This window comes from Rhodococcus sp. NPDC003318, from assembly GCF_042879035.1.
Classification (GTDB): Bacteria; Actinomycetota; Actinomycetes; order Mycobacteriales; family Mycobacteriaceae; genus Rhodococcus_G.
On record NZ_JBIAOU010000006.1, the window covers coordinates 201,325 to 221,083 of the forward strand.

Genomic DNA, 19,759 nt, shown 5'->3' on the forward strand with positions numbered 1-19,759 from the left:
CCGCCGAATACTCCGGTGCTACCGCTGGGCGCTCTGCCGGGCCTTCTCGAGTGCGCCGAGGGTGCGCATGATCGTCGCCTTCTGCTTCTCGAGATCGCTGCGCCGGGCGCGGGCCGCGAGGCCGGACTGTTCGGCGACCTGGGCCAGCTGCGCGTCGACCTGGGTCATCTGGTCGAGCAGCGCCAGTGCTCGCGACTGGATCTCCTCGAGATCGACGGCGTCGGAGCGTACCGCCGCAGGTGCGGGCGCGGCGGCCGTGCGGGTGCTGCGCGTGGAAGAGGGCGTGCGCGTGGCGGTTCCGGTGACGGCGCGGGGAGTCGCGACCGCCGACTCGGCGACGACCGCTGCGGCACGGGGGCGCAGGGCCTTGCGGACCAGTGCCGGGTCCGGCGGGGTCGCGAGCTTGATCTGATTGAGCACCTGACGGGCGTCGCGGGCGTTGACGCGCCACTCGCGCTCTTCCTCGTCGTCGGACTGCAGCGTGCCACCGAGCGGGCGGAGACCGTACATGCCGAGGAAGCGGCGGGCGCCCTCGATGATCTCTTCCTTCTCGCGGCAGGTGCCGCACCGCGGCTCGTTGCGGTACATCTCGACCGCATCGTCGTCGCCACACCAGACGCATGCACCGGGAACCCAGGCTCTGGATGTGGGCCGGACCGTGTGCAGCTTCGTGGTTTCGGCCGGGACATCGAGAGTCTGCGCGTCAATCACGACGCATGACAATAGAGCAGAATGATCCGCCCGTTCGCACCGGATCGTTATCAACCTGGGATTCTTCCGTCAGGCGTGATCAATCTCATGTTCACTTGCGTGGGGTCGGGTTCCGTGAGCAGCCAAGTTCTTGTCCCGCAAGAGGTTCCGGGTGCCGCGGAGCGCTACGTCACCGGACCCAGCACGTCGATGACCCACTCGACCAGCGGGCGCATCGCGTCCCACGCGGTGCGGACCTCGGTGAGAGTACGCTCGGTGTCGATCCAGTCGGGGGACGCGAACAGCACCCCCGCGGTGAGCGACTTGTGCCGCAACAGGTCGATGCGGGGGTGGTCGGTGGAGAACCCGCGGGGCGCCGTCTTGAGCGTCTCGCCGCCGATCTCGAAGCCGGCGGACTCCAGATCGGCAGTGATCGCCTCGAGCTGTCCGCCGCGCAGGTCGGTGTCGACCGCCGCGCGGAAGGCCGCCAACTGCGCCGGTGAGGACGCGTAGAAACCGCCCGCGACGAACAGTCCACGGGCGTCGACCTGCACATACCACCCCGCACCGGGACACACCTGGACGAAACCGCCCTGATGGGTCTTGTAGGGCGCCTTGTCCTTGGAGAACCGCACGTCACGGTACGGGCGGAACACCTTGCCCGCGCCGAACTCCGGCTCCAGCTGCTCGAGCAGTTCGACCATCGGCGCCCGCACCGACTCGTCGTAAAGCGCCTTGTGCGCGGTCCAGAAGCTCTTGCTGTTGTCCGCCTCGAGGTCCTCGTAGAAGTCGAGCGCGGCGACGGGGAAACCGGTGAAGGCGGTCATACCTGGAGTTTATTGGGGACGTCCCGGTCGGAGCCGGTTGCGGCGGGTGGGAGCACCTCGGCAGGACCGGTCACCGATGGCTCGCAGGCGACGATTCCGGTCAGCGGAGCGTCGATCGCTCGCAGTCGGTCGACGGCCGCGGCCAGGTCACGGCGGGTGGTGGTACCTGTGACCACCACCACCAGGACGCCGTCGGCGTACTCACTGAGTACCTCCGCGGACGGCGTGGAGAGCACCGGCTCCGAATCCACCACGAGGTGTCGGTAGCGCCCGCGTAGCCGCGTGACGAGTTCACGCATGCCGCCCCCGACGAGCAGTTCGTGCACGTCCGCCGCCGATCCGGCGGGCAACAGGTCCGGACTGCCGGCGGCCTCGACGCGAATCGACTGGTCGATCCGATCCGGTCCGGTCAGGACGTCGGACAATCCCGGCCCGTCGTCGCCGGGGTCGGAGTCGGCCGTCCGGACGAGCAGGACGTGGTCTCCGTACCTGGCGAGGACGCGTCCCAGGTTGGTCGCCACATCCGACGCCTCCACGGCCTCGCCGGCCGCGGAGGTGATCACCCACATCCGACTCTCGGCATGAGCGCCGGGACGGCCGGGCACGGTGCGCAGTCGCGCCCGGAGCCGGAAGTATCCCTCGTTGTCCTCGCCGGTGACGGGGCCGTGGACGACAGTGCCGACAACCGGCAGACCCGACACCCCCGCGGCCCGGTCCGGGGTCCGGACAACCGGGTCGAGCCGGCTCCGGATCCACACCGCCACGCAGCCGAGGACCAGACCGGTGACCAGGCCGAGCAGTGCGAACGCCCACGTCCCCGGCAGGCTCCGGTGCGGCTCGCTCGCCGCCGACACGACCGTGGTCTCGATGCGTTGGGAGTCGACCCCGGCGGGCCCTTCGAGTGCCTTGGTGTAGGTGACGAACTCCCCGGCCACGGCGTCGGCCCGCCGTTGTGCCTCCTCCGGCGAGCCGGCCGAGACCGCCACGTCGATCACCGACGTCCGCGGCGGGACGATGGTGGGGTTGACGTCGGCGGCGAACTCTTTCGCCGACATCGGCAGTCCGAGCGCGTCGACCACCCGCTGCCCGACGACGTCGCTGGTGAGCAGCGCGACGTACGAGTTGACGCGGTCCCAGACCGCGGCGGACTCGTCGTAGCTGGTCGCGGTGACGGACGCATGGGACGACACCAGCAGCTGCGTGGTCGAGACGTACCGGGCCGGCGTCAGGACGGACACCCCCACTCCGATCCCGACGCAGGTCGCGACGACCGCACCGAAAAGCAACCAGTGGCGTCGTACTTCACCGAAGAACATTGCCGCAGTCACGTCGCACGCATCCTTTCCGGGTGTTCCGCGTCGTCGGAGGTGGACGCTCCGCGCTCGCGCTCCGAGTACACGACGAGACCCGCCACCGGCCGGGCGGGTCTCAGCAGTGCGGACTCGTGCAGTTCCGGTTCGGTGGTGACCCCGTACCGAACGGTCACGACGAGCGCGTCGCAGTCCGCCATGACGTCGCACGCGCGAGCGCCCGAACGAATCGGTGGGCAGGCGAGGAGCACCCAGCGATGGTCGGCGCGGAGGTGGTCGAGCAGGTCGGACAGCCCCGAGTCGCGGAGCGGGTCAGAGGTCCGCCCGGCGGCGGACCCGGCGGTCAGCACCGGTCCCCACGGACCCACCGACAGAGCAGTGGGCACGGTGGCGTCACCGAGCAGGACGTCCGCCACTCCGGCACCGTCACCGCCGTCGAGGCGTCGCGACAACTCCGGGGAGTCGAGGTCGAGATCGACCAGAAGGGTGACGTCGCCGCGTGTGCGCGCCGCGGCGGCGAGCGCGAGAGCCGTTGCTGCGGCGCATCTTCCGTTCCCGGAGTCGGTCACCGCGATGACGCCGCGGTCGGGATCGCCGAGCAGCGAGAGCAACCGTCGCCAGGTCAGGCGGGCGTCCACGGGTGATGTACGACCCGTCGGGACCCCGATCGTGCCCAGCACCGGCAGCCCGGCCACCCGGGACGCGTCGCGCGGATCCCGGAGGGACGGCGCGTGGATCGACCGCAGCACGGCCGCCGCCGCACCGAGGAGGGCGCCGGCCAGCAGAGCGCCGAGCAGCAGGTACATGGGCGGTGGGCCCCACTCCGTCACCCGGGTGGGTCGACCGGGAGGATCGACGACGACGAGCTCGGCGCGCGGCAGGACGGACCCGGGTACCGATTCGAGGGATTGCACGGTCTCCGCGAACTCGCCGGCATATGCCGCCGCTGCCAGATTCGCCTCGCGGGCTGTCGGGGCCGCCAAGGTGACGTCGATCAGCACCGTCCCCGGCCGCGCGGTCGCCGTGACGCGGCCGGCGAACTCTTCGGGGCTGGTGTCGAGTCCGAGGTTTCGAACCACGCGTGCGGCGAGGTCCGGGCTGTGGGCCAGCTCGGCGTAGGACTGTGCGCGGCTCCGGGCGTAGCTGTCGCCGCCGTCCTCCACCTGGCTGACCTCGCCGGGAGTCCGGACGAACACCGTGAACCCGGACCGGTACAGCGACGGGACCAGCAACAGGACGATCGCGGTGACGGCGAGCGCGCCCAGGCCCGCGACCGCCACGAACCGCCATCGCTCGCGCAGGATGCGCGCGTACGCGCGCACGGCCCCGGTCACGACGACGCTCCGATGCCCCCGCGGCGCAGGGCAGTGACCAGCGCATCGGCGAGTCGCTGTTCTCCGAGGGCATTCGGGTGCCTGCCGTCCGGTCCGAGCAGGGCCGACGTGTCCGTGCCGGCAAACGAGTCGGCGATCGGGTCGAGGAACACCACACCGGCAGCGGCGGGGTCGGCTTTCAGTCGGGCCATGAATTCGTCGTCGAACCCCAGGTCGTCGCTCGGGTTCACGAGGTAGCGGGGGCGGAGGAAGACCAGTGTGGCGTCGGGCCAGTGGCGGCGGGCCTCGCCGAGGGCGGAGGCCATGGACTTGCCCACGTCCTCGGCGGGCGGGAAGAGGTCGTTGCGGCCGCCGTCGAGGACGACCACGTCGGGCGTGTACTCCATGGCCAGGGTGGGGATTCGTTCGGGGATCGAGGTCGAGGATCCGGGCTCGCCGGCGAGCGGGAACCGGTTCGCGGCACCGCCGCTGACGTAGCCGGTTCCGGGGACGGCCGACACGTCGCACGCCCATCTCATCTGTACAGCGGCGCGGCAGGCGTACGACAACTCGACGAGACGACTGCTCTTGGTGTAGGAGTCGCCGATGAACAGGGCGGACATGGTCGCGTCGCTCCGCGCAGGGGCGGTCGCGGCAGAGCCGATGCCGGTCCCGGCCGTCGTTCTCGCGACGCGGTCCGATGCGCCGTCCGGGGCGAGAACGATCACGGTGGCGACGACCGCGGGCAGGGCAACCGCCGCGAGCAGGAGGTTCGGTCGGCGGATCATCGCCCCACCTTCGATCGGATCCACACCGCGATCCGGTCCGCCAGTACCGCCTGCCCGTCGTCGGAGGGCCAGCTGAGATCGGCTTGCATCAGATCGGGGGTGAGCAGCGGCGGATTCGAGGCGTCCAGGTACGGCGTGCCCGTCGACCGGGCGACCCGATCGACCTCGTCGGACACCCTGGTCACCGCCGCCGGGACGGGGTACTGATACCACGGCGGCCCGATGACCAGGGCCCGTTCTCCGCCGAGGGTGATCTTGTTGATCGCGTCGACGGCGCCGACGCCGATCGAGTCGGTCTCCGGGAGTCCGGCGTCCTCCACACCCCCGAACACCACGATCACATCGGGTGCGGCTGCCCTCGCGCGGTCCACCTGGAAGGTGAACGCCTGTCCACCGGCTCCGTCGGCCACGTATCCGGTGCCGGGCAGCGCGAAATTCGACACCTCCCATCCGGTGCGCTCGGCCATTAGTGTCGGCCACACCACCCGATTCCGGACACCGGCAGAGTAGCCGTCGCCGACAACCGCGACTCGCAGTCTGTCCGGGTCGGCGGCGGCACCGCCGCGGTCACCGACGAGTGCGGTTGCCGCGAGCGCGCTGACCAGAACCAGCCCGGTGGCAGCAGCCGCCATGGTCAGGACTCGGGACCGGCGCGCCGTCACAGCCGCGCCCCGACCAGATCCGAGTAGGTCGCAGACAGTGTCGCCACGACACCGTCCATGCCGAATTCGGCATTCGCGATCGACCGCCCGCGCTCGCCGGATTCCCGCGCCAGCCGCTGGTCAGCGAGCAGCGCGCGGACCGCATCGGCCATCGCCTCGACAGTGGGGGCCGCGACGAGACCACAGCCACCGCGTGCGACCGTGGCGGCCAGCCCGCAGTCGTCCGACACGACGACCGGGAGTCCGACCGACATCGCTTCGAGGACGGCCATCGGGTACGGCTCGCGGACGGAGGGCAGGACGAACACACTTGCCGACGCCATCCGCGCGGTCATCTCGGACGAGTCGAGCGGCCCCTCCCACACGACGCGGTGCTCCGCGCCGATGGCCTCGCGCACCGCGCGGCCCTCGCCCTGGTCCGGACCGACGAGTGTGAACCGCGCCTGCACGCCCGTGTCCAGCAGCATCCGGGCCATTTTCACGAAGATCGTCGCTCCCTTGCGGGGGTGCAGACGCGCCGCGAACAACACCTCCGGATCGCGCGCGTCGGAAGTGGGCGGTGGCATTGTGGTGCCGCGCGGACAGGACGGAACGCCGTTGTGGAGGTGGGTGAGCCGCAGATCGTCGCCCCCCACCGCGACGAGTCGGTCACGTTCGGACGGCGTGAGGTAGAAGACCGCGCCGGCGCCCCGCAGCACCTTGCGTGTCCACATCGAGTCCAGCGGACGTGCGAGCGGGTGATCGCTGGGCTCGACCATGCCGTGAGTCTGCAGGGCGTACACGATCCGATGTCGCCGCGCCGCCGCGGCGATCGGGAGGACGACGAGATCGCGTCCGAAGTGGATGTGGACGAGGTCGAATTCGGCGCGGTGTCTGGAGAACCACCTGTACAGGCCCGGCGCACCGAGGCCGGCGAATCCGATTCCGGGGACAATGGTCCGGGATCGGAAGAGTTGGACGGGCACGCCTGCGATGTCGGACGGAATCGTCCGGTAGCCACGCGTCGCCGCCGCGACGAGTGCCTCCGTTCCGGACTGCCGCAATCCCGCCGACTGGTTCAGGGCGACCCTGGCAGGTCCGCCGTATGCGCCGTCGGGACTGACCAGGGTGACCACCTGCAGGATGCGCATGGCACTCAGCCCGGTGCGACACTCGCTCGAGGCGGACGGACCAGGCTGCCCGGGGGGACATCCGTCGACACCACCGCGGTCGCGCCGACCACCGAATCGGCGCCCACCGTCACTCCGCGCAGCACGACCGATCGAGCACACAGCCACGCACCGTCCTCGATCACGATCGGCGCGTTGTCGTACTCGAACACCGGTGACCGCCGGTCGTGACTTCCGGTACACAGATAGGCGTGTTGGGAGATGCACACATTCGAACCGATCGCGATCCGGTCGACGTCGTACAGGTCGACCCCGGTCCCGATCCACGAGTCGTCGCCGATCGAAAGTTTCCACGGCCATTGCACATTCACCCGATGCTTGATCAGCACCCCGGTTCCGACCCGCGCGCCGAATGCGCGCAGGAGCATGCACCGAGTCCGATTCGGGCACCACACCTGGGTGAACACCAGGGTCGAGATCGCGACCCAGAGCACCTGCGCGAAGGTCCCTCGGCCCTTGTCGTAGGAACGTCCGCGTAGGGCAGCCAACGATCTCGTCGATCGCGCCTCGGTCATGCGCACCTCCCCACGCCGCTGAGCGGCCGGTTCAGCAATCAACGGTACGAGATCCGGCCCCGGGTGTGTCAAGAAATCGCTATCGTGAGAGGGCAGCCCGCTCGGATCGCCCCGAATCGCGAAGGGGGTGAGGTGATGGGCATCTCCGGGCACCGGACTGACACGGAGCTGCGGGAGTCTCGACGGACGAGCGCCACGCAGGTGGCCGTGTTCGCCGTGGGCGCGAGCTCCGCGGTGCCGATCGCGAACTTCACGGCCACGGGGCTGTCGCTGGTCTGCCTTGCTCTGGTGCCTGCCTTCCTGCTGATGGCACATCGTGGCGCCGACCTGGTGCCACTGGTGTTGGCTGCCCTCGGGTGGCTCTCGTTCATCGCGTCCGGCATCGTCAACCACGTCAGCATTTTGTGGCCGAATTCTGTTGCACCAGCTGCCTTCTCGCTGTACCTGATCGGTCTGGCCGTGATCACGGGCCGCACGGTGGATGCGATCGCCTGCGCGTTGGCGGGGATCGCCGCGGGAACGACGATCTTCTTCCTGTTTCGGGGCATCGAACTGACGCGGACCGGGAGCTTCCTCGACATGTGGAAGTACGGCATTGCCCAAGCCGTCACAATTCTGTTGCTGTTCGGAATCATCAAGTCCCGCACGATGTCACGGCTGTCCATCTCACTGGCACTCGTGGTCCTCGGCGCGTGTAGTCTCGCGTTGAACTACCGTGCCCACGCGCTGGTGTGCCTGATCTCCGGCGCCGTCCTCGGTACGCGAGCGATCCTCGGCTCCAGGATCTCGCGTGGCTGGCAGTTCGGGGGGATCGCGATCCTCGGGATCGTCTTCGCCTACGCGATGCCGATCGCCGGCCGCCTGGGCTGGTTCGGTCCCGCATTGCAGCACAAGACCGTCGAGCAACAGGCCACCGGTTTGCACCTTCTCCTCGCGGGCCGGACCGAGTCGCCGATGCTGTTCACCGCAATCCTGGATCGCCCGATCCTGGGGTGGGGGAGCGCACAGAGACTCACACCGGAGGTGTACACCGCAGCCGAGCACCTGGCGGTCCGGATGGGGTTCGCGCCGACCTTTCCCTTCGCCGAGTACTGGCGCCTGCCGCCGCAGGAGTATTCGGCCATGCATTCGGTCGTGCTGGGGTCCTGGGCGGAGGGCGGCGTCCTCGCCGTCCTGCTGCCGGTGTGGGTGCTCGTCGCCTGCCTCGCGCTCGTGTGGAACTGCGACCGCTACGGACGCTGGGCCCCCCTCGTGGTCGTCGTCTCGGTACAGGGTGTGTGGGACCTGTTCTACGAGCCCTGGAACTACAACAGCCTCCCGGTGTACGCGTGCATCGCCCTGTTCTTCCTGGCCGGGCACTTCTCCGGGCGCACGCTCGCCCACCCTCCGCCGTGAACCGACCAGAGGAGGGGTCGTGGTCACCGAAGGTCAGCGTCGTGATCCCGACCGTGGGTCGCGCGACGCTCGGACGCGCGGTGCGCTCGGTGCTCGACCAGACCTACCCGGTCGCCGAGATCCTCGTCGTGGCCGACGTGGGGGTGCCACTGCCGTTGCCGCGGGACGATCGGATCGTCGAACTCCGAACAGCGGCGGGCTCCGGATCGGGAATACACCGGCAGCTCGGTATCGACCGGGCTGCCGGATCGGTGATCGCGCTGCTCGACGACGACGACGAATGGCGCCAGGACAAGCTGAGGCGGCAGCTGGACGCCGTCGCGCACTGTGCCGACGGTCCCTGGGTCGCGTCGTCGCGGGCGGTTGTCGCGGGGGCGGGCAAGTGCAGGATCTGGCCTCGACACCTGATTCGAAGCCGCCAGCCGGTGTCCGAATACCTCTTCCGCCGAACCGATCTGACGTCCGGTGGCGCCGTGCTGATGACATCGACACTCTGTTTTCCTGCCGGTCTCGCGCGGCAGGTGCGTTGGGACGACGAGGAGGACGCGCCGCACGACGAACCGAGCTGGCTCCTCCGCGTGCAGGCGGCGCTGCCGGAGGTGCACTTCGAACAGTTGCCCCAGCCGCTGTGCACGTATCACGTTGGTGACGAATCCCTCTCGCACAGCACCCGCGACCGCACCGACGAGTACGTGGAGTGGGGTCGGCGTCACTTGGGAGACCAGTCGGCGCGAATCCTCGGCGACTACCTGTGCACGAGCCCGGTCAGCGCAGCCGTGTCCGCCCGATCGCTCTCCGGGCTGCGGCGAGCGGTCGTCGCTGCGCTGCGACACGGTCGGCCCGGTCCGTGGGCACTCGCGTACGCGGGTCTGAGCGCCGTCCGGATCGTGCTACTCGAGGTGCGTCGTCGATGACGGTCGCATCCGGCGGCCTGGCGCCCGCGGAACAGCGCGCACTGGTGCGGGGAACCCTGTACCGGATACTCGGCACGCCGGTTGTGGCGGTGCTCGGCCTCGTGAACACCGCGGTCGTCGTCCGGCACACCGGCGAAGCGGTGTACGGACTGGTCTCGCTCGTGGCCACGGTCACCCTCCTGTTCCCCTTCGCGGACCTGGGGATCGGTGCGGTGGTGCTGAGCGCGAGCGCACGACTGACCGGGACGGACCGCGACCCGGCGGCGGACGTCATCCGCCGCGCGTACCGGGTGCTGTTCGCCGTCGCCGCCGCGTTGGGTGTCGTCGCGTGCGTCGTGATGGCGGTCGACGGGTGGGGGGCTCTGGTGGGTATCACGACCGGACCGGACGATCGATGGGCGATCACTTGTGCCGCAGTTCTTTTCGCCTTGACCATTCCGGCAGGTCTGGGGGTTCGGATACTGATCGGGATGGACCGGAATCAGTTGGCCACCCTGATCATGATGAGCAATGCGGTATTCACCCTGTGCGTGACGGTGGCATTGTCCGCCACCGGAGTCCAGGGCATCTGGTACGCGCTGTCGCCGCTCGGCGGCGTGTTGATCGGGCACCTGCTCGGGACCGCCGCGGCGCTGCGTCTGTCCGGGCTCGGCTGGTCGGCGTTCGCCCGCGTCCGCGGCACCGGGACCCGATTGCTCGAGGGCAGCCTGTGGCTGTTTCTCGTCGGAGTCGGACTTCCGGTCGGACTGCAGACGGGACGGATCCTGCTGGCCCACCTGTCGACGGCGGACGAGTTGTCGAGGTACGCGCTCGTCGCGCAGATGTACGGCGCCTGCTGGGCGGTGCTCTCGACCGCGGGGATGGCGTACTGGCCGGTGTTCGTCAAACGTCGCGGCGCCAGGGGAGAGACGATACGGATGTGGTGGCGAGTGACTGCCTACTTCGGTGCGGCAGCGGTCGCCGCCGCCGCCGGCCTCGCGGCGCTGGGACCGTGGACCGCGTCGGTCCTCTCGGGTGGGAGCATCGTCGTGACGACCGGCCTGGCAGTGTCGTTCGGCGCGCTGCTGCTGATGCAGGCGCTACATCTGCCCGCCAGTGTCCTGCTGACCCGGCCGCGGGAGGCGCGGTGGCAGGCGTGCTGCGTCGCGGGCATGGCCGCAATCAGCCTCGGTGTCGGGTTCGCGGTGGCCGGTCCGTGGGGTGCCGTCGGGGTGGTGTGCGCCGCGGCGATCGGAGTCGCTGCGGCGCAGGTTGTTCCGGACCTGTTGTGGGTGCCGACGCTGGTCCGCCGGCGGCCCGCAGACGCCCGGGCCTAGCGCTGTCCTTCGCGGGGCAGTGGCCGCGCGAGCGGCGCCACGACCGTGTCTCCGGGCGCGACGTCGTGGACGACGGTGGCGTTGGCGCCAACGGTGGCGCCGTCGTGCAGCGTGACGGGACCCACCACCACGGCACCGGCGCCCACCCGGACCCGGTCCCCGATCGTCGGACGGCCCCGGGCGTTGTGGCCGATCGTGACCTGCTGATTGATCCAGCAGTGACTACCGATCGACTCCGCGGTGACGATCGTCGCCACGCCGTGCTGGATGAACAGCGCGGGGCCGATTCGGTCCGCGTCGAGGGTCAGGGTGCGCTCGGGACGGTACAGTCCGCGCAGCACTGCTCGGGTGCCCGAGGGGGCCGCGCGGAGCCGATAGTGGACGAGGCTGCGAAACTCCGCGAGCGCGCCGGCCAGATAGGCGAATCGTGAGTATTCGTCGAGTTCGGTGAGACCGTCGTCGTCGATGCACTCGATCCACCAGGCAACGTCCGCGCGCACCACCCCGGCAGCACCGACGCGTCCGATCGACAACCACAGCGGCGCGGCCCACACACGTGCCAGCCGGAGCAGAACCTTCCGCCGCCCGCCAGCGATCATCGCCCGATTCTAGGGCCGCGGGCGGGCGCGGTGCTGGAACAATGGCCGCATGGCGCTCGAGGTGCTGACGCGGGAGACCCGTATCTACATCGCCGGCCACCGCGGACTGGTCGGGGCCGGACTGTGGCGGCACTTCACCGCGGCCGGTTTCGGCAACCTGATCGGCAGGACGTCCGCGGAACTGGACCTGCGCGACACTCGAGCCACGACCGCATTCCTCGACGACGTGCGGCCCGATGTCGTGATCGACGCCGCCGCGCGGGTGGGGGGAATCGCCGCCAACGCCACCCGGCCGGCCCAGTTCCTGTCGGACAACCTGCGGATCCAACTCAACCTGCTCGACGGTGCCCGCGCGGCCGGTGTGCGACGGTTCCTGTTCCTCGGCTCCAGTTGCATCTATCCGAAGTTCGCCGAGCAGCCTCTCCGGGAGGAGGCGCTGCTCACCGGCCGGCTCGAGGAGACCAACGAGGCGTACGCGATCGCGAAGCTCGCCGGAATCGTGCAGGTCGAGGCGATCCGCGCCCAGTACGGGCTGCCGTACGTCTCTGTGATGCCCGCGAGCGTGTACGGGCCCGGCGACAATTTCGTGGCCCGCGACAGCCACGTCCTGCCCGCCATGATCCGCCGTTTCGACGACGCGGCCCGCAATGGGGCGTCCTCGGTGACCTGCTGGGGCAGCGGGCACCCGCGACGGGAGTTCCTGCATGTGGACGATCTGGCCTCCGCGTGCCACTTCCTGCTCGACTCCTACGACGACGCGCTCCCGATCAATGTCGGTACCGGGGTGGATCTCACGATCGCCGAGCTGGCCGAGCTCGTGGCCGAGGTCGTCGGTTTCGACGGTGAGATCACCTGGGACGTGACCAAACCGGACGGCACACCGAGGAAGCTCCTCGATGTGGGACGACTGGCCGACCTCGGTTGGCGGGCGAGGATCCCACTGCGTGACGGCGTGAAGTCGACGTACGAGTGGTTCCTCGAGCATCGGGACGACTACCGCAGGTGATGCACTTCGGTGCCGTTCGGCCACCCCGGTATCGCCGGGCGGTCGACGCGGGCGCTACCTCCGGGCTCCAGCGCACGGATGTCGGCTTCGACCATGATCTTGACCAGTTCGGGAATGAGAACTTGAGGCTTCCACCCCAGGGCCGCATGGGCTTTGGCGGCGTCGCCGATGACCGTGTCGACTTCGGCGGGCCGCCGGTACCGATCGTCGAAGCGCACGTGTCTCTCCCAGTCGAGACCGACGATGTCGAAGGCCACGGTGAGGAACTCCCGCACCGAGTGGCCGGTTCCGGTGGCCAGAACGTAATCGTCGGGGGCATCCGCCTGGAGCATCCGCCACATCCCGTCGACGTACTCGGGCGCGTACCCCCAGTCCCGCACCGCATCGATGTTGCCCAGGTAGACGTGTTCATCCAGCCCGGCCCGGATCCGGGCGACTGCCCGGGTTATCTTCCTGCTCACGAATGTCTCTCCGCGACGGGGTGATTCGTGATTGAACAGGATTCCGTTGACGGTGAACATTCCGTACGCCTCCCGGTAGTTCCGGGTCGACCAGTACGAGAAGAGTTTCGCGGTGCCGTACGGAGACCGGGGATGCAGTGCGGTGTTCTCGTTCTGCGGAGGCGGTGACGATCCGAACATCTCGGAGCTCGACGCCTGGTAGAAGCGGCAGTTCAGGCCGGCCTGTCGGATCGCCTCGAGCAGGCGAACCGTGCCGAGCGCCGTCGATTCCGAGGTCAGCTCGGGCTCGTCGAAGCTGACTCGGACGTGCGACTGCGCGCCGAGGTTGTACACCTCGTCGGGGGCGATCTCGGCCACCAGCGCGACCAGCCGCGATCCGTCCAGGAGGTCGCCGTAGTGGAGGTGCAGTCGGGCGCCGGGCGTGTGCGGGTCGACGTAAAGGTGGTCGATCCTGCCCGTGTTGAACGTCGATGCGCGGCGGATGATTCCGTGCACCTCGTAGTCCTTCGCGAGGAGAAGCTCCGCAAGGTATGAACCGTCCTGGCCGGTGATCCCCGTGATGAGGGCGCGTCGGGTCATCGGGGTACCTCCTGTGTCCGGACCCGCCGGGACGCGGCGAGTTCCCCGACCCACCGTTCGTATCGATCCAGTGCCGCGACCGTGGACAGCCGCTCCGTCGCGTAGCGGCGGCCCGCCGTCCCCAGCCGGTCTGCCAGGTCGTGGTCCCGCCCCAGTCGAATCGCCTCCCGCAGAAGCAGTTCCGGCCGTCCGGCAGGTACGCAGACGCCGGCGCCGGACGCGTCGATCTCACCGGCGGTGAACCCGTCGGGATCGGTGGCAGCGAGGACCGGACGACCGGATGCGAAATACGACGTCAGCTTGCTCGGCACGGCCATCTGCGCGACACCGGGAAGCTCGTTGACCAGCAGGACGTCCGCGGCGCCGAGTGCGGCGGGGAACTCGTCCTCGGGCACGGGGGACAGGAATTCGAGCGCGGGGAGCCCGGCTCCCGCCACCTCCAGTCGAGGCCGCTGGTGGCCGTCACCGAGCAGGACGAACCGAACCCGAGGCGGGGCAGGGCCGGCCAGGCGCGCAGCGGCGATCACGTTGTCCAGGCCCTGCTTCGCGCCCATGTTGCCGGCGTGCACGACCACGGTGTCGTCGGGGGACCAACCCCGCGCGGTGCGAAATGCCGCGGCCGCTCGGGGGTCGGGGCACTCGACGTGGGTCCAGTTCCGGATCACGCTGATCCGGCCGGGATCGACACCGAGCTGATCCACCAGATCGGCGCAGAACCCGGAGTGGATGACGGCGACACCGTCCGCGGACCGGGTGGCAGCGGACTCGACCACGCGCACGGCCCGCGCTGCCCGGCCCGACAGCATCCCGGTCTCGACGACGCCCCGGCTGTAGAGGTCGTGCACGATGATGCCGAGGGCCGGCCGGCCGGGGGTGAGACGGACCCGGGCCGCCGCCATCGCGGTGGCCAGCAGCGGCGGGCTCACGCCCACGACGACGTCGGGCTGCCCCCACCGGGTGGTCAGCAGCTGCATCCCGAAGGCGAGCTCCATCGAGGCTCGTCCGATTCCGGAATAGCGTCGGGGCAGGGAATGCCGCAATCGGTGCACGTGCACCCGGTCGCGGAACTCGTGAGAGCGGAACCCGTGGTAGCCCTCGCGGAGTCGCCACTGCGGGTAGTGCGGATACCCGGTCAGTACCTCGACGTCGTGGCCACGCGCGGCGAGGCCGGCGGCCAGACCGGTCGTGTAAGGGGCGATTCCGGTCGACTCGGGTTCGTAGTTGATCCCGAGTATGGCAACGCGGAGCCGGCGACCGGACACAGAATCGAGGGTAGTCGGCACATGCTGGTCTTCGCGTGCCGATCTGTTCGATTTGCTGTGGGACCGCGTGTGAAGAACTGGGACGGCTAGTGTTGGCGCGGGTATGGACGGAGCACCATTTCGGTGAGGTGCCCATCGGCCGGCGTTTCCACCGCGTCTCGCACCGCGCGAGCCACTGTGTGCGCAGTCAGATACAACTCGGGACGATACTCGTCACCGTCGGTCTCGGCGACGCGTCGCTGCATGTCGGTATCGATACGCCCAGGGAATATGGATGTGACGCGCAGGGCCGGTTCTTCCAGTCGCAGCGCATCGCCCCAGGCGCGCAAACCGAACTTGCTGGCGGCGTAGATACCGCGACCGGGGTTGACGTACTGACCGGCTCCTGAATTGATCAGCACCACACGGCCATTGGCGGCCCGGAGCGCAGGCAACAGGAGCCTGGTCAGCTCCGCGATGGCGACCAGATTCAGCTCGAGTGTGCGCCGCCACTGTCCGAGATCGGACTCCGCGACACTCGACAGTTCCGTCACCGCCGCGCAATGGACGAGTACTTCCAGCTTGGAGATGGGCTCTGCCATCCGGACGACCTTCTGGAAGTCCGTCAGGTCCACTGGCCATCCCACTGCACCAGGCAACTCGTCGAGTATGCCCGACAGCGAGTCGGCGGAGGTCGCCCCGAGAAGCAGTTGATGGGTGGATGCAAGCTCGCGGGCAACGGCTGCACCCACCCCGCGACTGGCGCCGGTGATCAGGGCTGTGGGCCGCATGGGCCAACAGCCTACCCCGGCGGGCTACGCGCTGCCGTTGAACAGCGAGGTCACCGAGCCGTTCTCGAAGACCTCCTTGATCGTCCGCGCCAGCAGCGGGGCGATCGACAGGATCGTCAGGGTCGGGAAGCGCTTCTCCTCGGGGATCGGCAGCGTGTTGGTCGCGATGACCTCCTTCGCGCCGCAGGTCGCGAGACGCTCGGCCGCCGGATCGGAGAACACGCCGTGGGTGGTCGCGATGATCACGTCACCCGCGCCCGAGTCCTTGAGCACCTTCACCGCGCCGGCGATGGTGCCGCCGGTGTCGATCATGTCGTCGATCAGGACGCAGGTGCGGCCCTTGACGTCACCGACGACGCGGTTGGACTTGACCTGGTTCGGGACCAGCGGGTCGCGAGTCTTGTGCACGAAGGCCAGCGGGGCGCCGTCGAGGGCGTCGGCCCACTTCTCGGCGACCTTCACGCGGCCGGCGTCGGGGGAGACGACGCAGATGTTGTCGGTGCCGTAGTTCTCACGCACGTAGCCGGCCAGCTGACCCAAAGCGTGCATGTGGTCGACGGGACCGTCGAAGAAACCCTGGATCTGATCGGTGTGCAGGTCGACGGTGATGATCCGGTCCGCGCCGGCCGTCTTGAGCATGTCCGCGATCAGGCGCGCCGAGATCGGCTCACGGCCACGGTGCTTCTTGTCCTGGCGGGCGTACGGGTAGAACGGCAGGATCGCGGTGATGCGCTTGGCGGAACCCCGCTTGAGCGCGTCGATCATGATCAGCTGCTCCATCACCCACTGGTTCAGCGGGGCGGGGTGGCTCTGCAGCACGAACGCGTCCGAACCGCGCACCGACTCCTCGAATCGGACGAAGATCTCGCCGTTGGCGAAGTCGGTCGCCGTCTGCGGAGTGACCTGGATGTCGAGTTCCTTGGCCACCTGCTCTGCCAGTTCGGGATGCGCGCGACCGGAGAAGAGCATGAGGTTCTTCTGGTTGTCGATCCAATTCGAGGTCACTGCTCTTCGCCGTCCTTGCTCGTGTTCTCGTTGTGCTGCTGTGCGGATGCGGCCGCCTCGGCGGCCGGAGTGCCGGGGCGATTGCGTTCGACCCAGCCCTCGATATTTCGTTGTTTGCCACCGGACACGGCAAGCGCTCCCGGCGGCACGTCGTCGCGCAGGACGGTGCCCGCACCCGTGTAGGCGCCGTCACCGACCCGGACGGGGGCGACGAACATGGTGTCCGACCCCGTCCGCACGTGCGACCCCACCACGGTACGGGTCTTGTTGACCCCGTCGTAATTGACGAAGACGCTCGACGCGCCGATGTTGCTGTGCGACCCGATGGTCGCGTCCCCGACGTATGTCAGGTGGGGGACCTTCGAGTAGTCGCCGATGTCGGAATTCTTGACCTCGACGAACGCTCCCAGCTTGCCGGACTCGCCGAGCACGGTACCCGGGCGCAGATAGGCGAACGGTCCGACCGTGGCGCCCGCGCCGATCACCGCTTCGTTCCCGTGCGTACGGACCACCTTGGCGCCGGCGCCGACCGTCACGTCCGTGAGCGTGCACTCCGGTCCGATCACCGCGTCCTCGCCGATCGCGGTGCGCCCGTGCAGCTGCACGCCCGGCCGCAGGACGGCGTCCTGGCCGATCGTGACCTCCACGTCGACCCAGGTCGAGGCCGGATCGACGACGGTGACCCCGGCACGCATGTGCGCATCGAGGATCCGACGGTTCAGATCCCGTGCCAGCTCGGCGAGCTGCACCCGGTCGTTCGCGCCCGCCACCTTGGCCGGATCGTCCAACTGGGCGGCGTACACGTCACGTCCGAGCTCGCGCGCGATCTTCAACACATCGGTGAGGTAGAGCTCGCGCTGGGCGTTGTGGGTGTCGAGCTTCGTCAGGGCGTCCCGCAGCACCTGGGTGTCGAACGCGTAGACACCGGAGTTGACCTCCGTGATCGCCACCTGCTCGGGTGTCGCGTCGGCGTGCTCGACGATCTCGGTGACCTCGCCCGCGGCGTCGCGCACGATCCGTCCGTACCCGTTCGGGTCGGCGGGCACGAAGGTCAGGACCGTGACGCCGGCTGGGGTCGGTTCCGACCGGTGTTCGTCGAGGAGACCGCGCAGAGTGTGGCCGTCGAGCAGAGGGACGTCGGCGGACGTGACGACGACGGTGCCGTCGAAGTCGACGGGCAGTGCGGCCAGACCGCATGCGACCGCGTCGCCGGTGCCGTTCTGTTCAACCTGGACCGCGGTCACGATGTCGCGGCCGAGCGCGGTCGCGACATCGGCGACGGCGGCCGCGACGGCCTCGCGTTCGTGTCCGATGACGACGACGAGGTGCGTCGGATCCAGTTCGGCGGCCGCGTACAGCGAGTGCGCGAGCATCGACCGGCCGGCCAGGGTGTGCAGGACCTTCGGGGTCTTGGACCGCATCCGTGTCCCTGCTCCGGCGGCGAGGACGATCACTGCGGTTCCGGTTGGCATGAAGCTCCTCGAATCGACTGGTCGGTCGGCGTAGCCCGTGCTCGCGAGTGCCCCGTGAACGTGGAAACTCCGCACGCCTCGCTCCGCCGCCAGGACTCGAACCTGAACTATCTGAACCAAAATCAGAGGTGCTGCCATTACACTACGGCGGATTGCCTGCGGGTTCGCAGAACATCCAGGAATCGAAACCCCGGCTTCGGCGGTCCGCTGTGCGCCCACGATCCTCGCACGAGCACCCGCGTCCGTGCCAACCGCCTCGCCGTCGATCTCGTCGGGCGGCCGATACGCTGGATCGCATGTCCAGACCACCGCAGGATTCCGCGGACAAACCGGCCCCGGCCGACAAGCCCGTCCGGACCCGCATGACCGGCACCCAGCGCCGCGAGCAGCTGATCCAGATCGGACGCAGTGTGTTCGCCGAGCGCGGCTACGAGGCCGCATCGATCGAGGACATCTCCGCCCGCGCGAACGTGTCCAAGCCGGTCGTCTACGAGCATTTCGGCGGCAAGGAAGGCCTGTACGCCGTGGTGGTCGACCGCGAGATGTCCGTACTCCTCGAGATGGTGACGAACTCGCTCGCCCAGAACCGTTCCCGGATCCGCGTCGAACGCGCCGCGCTCGCCCTGCTCACCTACGTCGAGGAACGCACCGAGGGCTTCCGGATCCTGGTGCGTGACTCGCCGATGGCGGCCGAGGACGGCACGTACTCGAGTCTGCTGAACGAGGCGGTGTCCCAGGTCGGCCACATCCTGGCCGGCGACTTCTCGCGTCGCGGTTTCGACGCCGAACTCGCGCCGCTGTACGCACAGGCCCTGGTCGGGATGGTTGCGACCACCGCGACCTGGTGGCTGGACGTGCGCACCCCGTCCAAGGAGGTCGTGGCCGCGCACCTGGTGAACCTGTGCTGGAACGGACTGACGAACCTGGAGGCGGATCCGCAGCTCGGGGAGTGAACAACAAACCTGGGGTTCGAAGAGGGCGGAAATTCCGGACGCGTGTTAGGTTTTGTCCATGTCCGACATGGAGCAGGGTGCTCCACGTCGTGGTCACCAGAGGCGGTCATGGTCAGGCAGGAACGTGCCGAGGCGACCCGGAACGCGGTACTCGCGGCCGCGGCCGACGTCTTCGAGCGGGACGGATACGCCGCGGCGAATCTCAGCGACATCATCGACAAGTCCGGCGTCACCAAAGGGTCGCTGTACTTCCACTTCGCGTCCAAGGAGGATCTCGCTCGCGGTGTCATCGACGAGGGTGTCCGACGCATGCAGGTCGCGTGCGCGCCCCTGACCGACCTGCGTGATCCGGCGCTCGAAGTCATGATCGGGCTGTCCTACCTGGTGACCGACGTGGCGGCCGCAGACCAGATCGTCGGCGCGATGTTCCGGTTGCACCACGAGATCGGCGACCACCGAGGCACCGGGAAAAACATCGTCGACGCGTGGCGGGAGAACCAGATCGCCCTGACCCGCCGGGGCCAGGCCGAAGGCGACCTCGATCCCGACGCCGACCCCGTCGAAATCGGAACCTTCGTGTTCGGGACGCTGTTCGGAGCCCGGGTCGTCGCGCACGCCACCGGCACGCTCGACGTACTCCCCGCCCGCTTGGAGCGCGCCTGGCACTACATGCTTCCCGCCCTGGTCGACCCGTCGAAGATCGACTACTTCCGGCAGTTCGCCCTGCGCCGCTCGCGGCGGTGACACCGCGCC

Annotated in this window: 20 protein-coding genes and 1 tRNA gene; 6 read left to right on the plus strand and 15 right to left on the minus strand. The window is 69.0% G+C overall.

Going from position 1 to position 19,759, the window contains the following annotated elements; all coding sequences use genetic code 11:
• Window positions 1-18: 18 nt before the first annotated feature.
• From ACFYVR_RS13085 to ACFYVR_RS13120, 8 genes are all read right to left on the minus strand, one after another.
• Window positions 19-711: a hypothetical protein gene (locus ACFYVR_RS13085; RefSeq protein WP_387473521.1), complete on the minus strand. Its 693-nt coding sequence runs from the start codon at window positions 709-711 to the stop codon at window positions 19-21.
• Between the two features lie 164 nt (window positions 712-875).
• Window positions 876-1,517, minus strand: a complete 642-nt coding sequence (locus ACFYVR_RS13090; RefSeq protein ID WP_387473524.1) for a DUF2461 domain-containing protein — start codon at window positions 1,515-1,517, stop codon at window positions 876-878.
• Window positions 1,514-2,845: a Wzz/FepE/Etk N-terminal domain-containing protein gene (locus ACFYVR_RS13095; protein ID WP_387473526.1), complete on the minus strand. Its 1,332-nt coding sequence runs from the start codon at window positions 2,843-2,845 to the stop codon at window positions 1,514-1,516. Before ACFYVR_RS13095 ends, ACFYVR_RS13090 begins: the two co-directional genes overlap by 4 nt.
• A complete protein-coding gene (locus tag ACFYVR_RS13100) occupies window positions 2,842-4,161 on the minus strand; it encodes a hypothetical protein (protein ID WP_387473529.1) in 1,320 nt (439 codons plus the stop codon). The genes ACFYVR_RS13095 and ACFYVR_RS13100 overlap by 4 nt, the downstream gene beginning before the upstream one ends.
• The gene (locus ACFYVR_RS13105; RefSeq protein WP_387473531.1) at window positions 4,158-4,928 is read right to left on the minus strand and encodes an SGNH/GDSL hydrolase family protein; all 771 of its coding nucleotides are present in this window, start codon (window positions 4,926-4,928) and stop codon (window positions 4,158-4,160) included. The genes ACFYVR_RS13100 and ACFYVR_RS13105 overlap by 4 nt, the downstream gene beginning before the upstream one ends.
• Window positions 4,925-5,560 (minus strand): SGNH/GDSL hydrolase family protein, encoded by a 636-nt coding sequence (locus ACFYVR_RS13110; RefSeq protein ID WP_387473533.1) that lies wholly within the window; start codon window positions 5,558-5,560, stop codon window positions 4,925-4,927. Before ACFYVR_RS13110 ends, ACFYVR_RS13105 begins: the two co-directional genes overlap by 4 nt.
• A 26-nt stretch (window positions 5,561-5,586) precedes the next feature.
• A complete protein-coding gene (locus ACFYVR_RS13115) occupies window positions 5,587-6,720 on the minus strand; it encodes a glycosyltransferase (protein ID WP_387473535.1) in 1,134 nt (377 codons plus the stop codon).
• Between the two features lie 5 nt (window positions 6,721-6,725).
• Window positions 6,726-7,274, minus strand: coding sequence for a DapH/DapD/GlmU-related protein (locus tag ACFYVR_RS13120; RefSeq protein WP_387473538.1), 549 nt, complete (start codon window positions 7,272-7,274; stop codon window positions 6,726-6,728).
• Between the two features lie 201 nt (window positions 7,275-7,475).
• Between ACFYVR_RS13120 and ACFYVR_RS13125 the strand changes: the two genes are divergently transcribed.
• The 3 genes from ACFYVR_RS13125 to ACFYVR_RS13135 are packed head-to-tail and all read left to right on the plus strand — an operon-like array spanning window position 7,476 to window position 10,899.
• Window positions 7,476-8,669, plus strand: a complete 1,194-nt coding sequence (locus tag ACFYVR_RS13125; protein ID WP_387473540.1) for a hypothetical protein — start codon at window positions 7,476-7,478, stop codon at window positions 8,667-8,669.
• Window positions 8,666-9,583: a glycosyltransferase family 2 protein gene (locus ACFYVR_RS13130; RefSeq protein ID WP_387473542.1), complete on the plus strand. Its 918-nt coding sequence runs from the start codon at window positions 8,666-8,668 to the stop codon at window positions 9,581-9,583. Before ACFYVR_RS13125 ends, ACFYVR_RS13130 begins: the two co-directional genes overlap by 4 nt.
• On the plus strand, window positions 9,580-10,899 hold the full coding sequence (locus ACFYVR_RS13135; RefSeq protein ID WP_387473544.1) for a lipopolysaccharide biosynthesis protein: 1,320 nt from the start codon (window positions 9,580-9,582) through the stop codon (window positions 10,897-10,899). Before ACFYVR_RS13130 ends, ACFYVR_RS13135 begins: the two co-directional genes overlap by 4 nt.
• Here ACFYVR_RS13135 and ACFYVR_RS13140 read toward each other — a convergent pair.
• Window positions 10,896-11,498 (minus strand): serine acetyltransferase, encoded by a 603-nt coding sequence (locus tag ACFYVR_RS13140; RefSeq protein ID WP_387473546.1) that lies wholly within the window; start codon window positions 11,496-11,498, stop codon window positions 10,896-10,898. The two genes, ACFYVR_RS13135 and ACFYVR_RS13140, sit on opposite strands and share 4 nt — an antisense overlap.
• A 49-nt stretch (window positions 11,499-11,547) precedes the next feature.
• Between ACFYVR_RS13140 and ACFYVR_RS13145 the strand changes: the two genes are divergently transcribed.
• Window positions 11,548-12,504 (plus strand): GDP-L-fucose synthase family protein, encoded by a 957-nt coding sequence (locus tag ACFYVR_RS13145; protein ID WP_387473548.1) that lies wholly within the window; start codon window positions 11,548-11,550, stop codon window positions 12,502-12,504.
• Here the strand turns inward: ACFYVR_RS13145 and gmd are convergent.
• The 6 genes from gmd to ACFYVR_RS13175 all read right to left on the minus strand — a co-directional run bounded on the left by gmd (window position 12,492) and on the right by ACFYVR_RS13175 (window position 18,205).
• Window positions 12,492-13,544, minus strand: a complete 1,053-nt coding sequence (gmd, locus tag ACFYVR_RS13150; protein ID WP_387473550.1) for a GDP-mannose 4,6-dehydratase — start codon at window positions 13,542-13,544, stop codon at window positions 12,492-12,494. The two genes, ACFYVR_RS13145 and gmd, sit on opposite strands and share 13 nt — an antisense overlap.
• Window positions 13,541-14,806, minus strand: coding sequence for a glycosyltransferase family 4 protein (locus ACFYVR_RS13155; RefSeq protein WP_387473553.1), 1,266 nt, complete (start codon window positions 14,804-14,806; stop codon window positions 13,541-13,543). Before ACFYVR_RS13155 ends, gmd begins: the two co-directional genes overlap by 4 nt.
• Before the next feature lie 86 nt (window positions 14,807-14,892).
• Complete coding sequence (locus tag ACFYVR_RS13160; protein ID WP_387473556.1) at window positions 14,893-15,576, minus strand: SDR family oxidoreductase; 684 nt, start codon at window positions 15,574-15,576, stop codon at window positions 14,893-14,895.
• A gap of 24 nt (window positions 15,577-15,600) precedes the next feature.
• Window positions 15,601-16,581: a ribose-phosphate diphosphokinase gene (locus ACFYVR_RS13165; protein WP_387473559.1), complete on the minus strand. Its 981-nt coding sequence runs from the start codon at window positions 16,579-16,581 to the stop codon at window positions 15,601-15,603.
• Window positions 16,578-18,053, minus strand: coding sequence for a bifunctional UDP-N-acetylglucosamine diphosphorylase/glucosamine-1-phosphate N-acetyltransferase GlmU (gene glmU / locus ACFYVR_RS13170; RefSeq protein WP_387473561.1), 1,476 nt, complete (start codon window positions 18,051-18,053; stop codon window positions 16,578-16,580). The genes ACFYVR_RS13165 and glmU overlap by 4 nt, the downstream gene beginning before the upstream one ends.
• An 81-nt stretch (window positions 18,054-18,134) precedes the next feature.
• Window positions 18,135-18,205: transfer RNA gene (locus ACFYVR_RS13175), tRNA-Gln, on the minus strand.
• A 210-nt stretch (window positions 18,206-18,415) separates the two neighbouring features.
• Here ACFYVR_RS13175 and ACFYVR_RS13180 point away from each other — a divergent pair.
• Together ACFYVR_RS13180 and ACFYVR_RS13185 are read left to right on the plus strand one after the other, a co-directional pair.
• Complete coding sequence (locus ACFYVR_RS13180; protein ID WP_387473702.1) at window positions 18,416-19,006, plus strand: TetR/AcrR family transcriptional regulator; 591 nt, start codon at window positions 18,416-18,418, stop codon at window positions 19,004-19,006.
• Window positions 19,007-19,114: 108 nt separating this feature from the next.
• A complete protein-coding gene (locus ACFYVR_RS13185) occupies window positions 19,115-19,750 on the plus strand; it encodes a ScbR family autoregulator-binding transcription factor (protein ID WP_387473563.1) in 636 nt (211 codons plus the stop codon).
• Window positions 19,751-19,759: the final 9 nt, after the last annotated feature.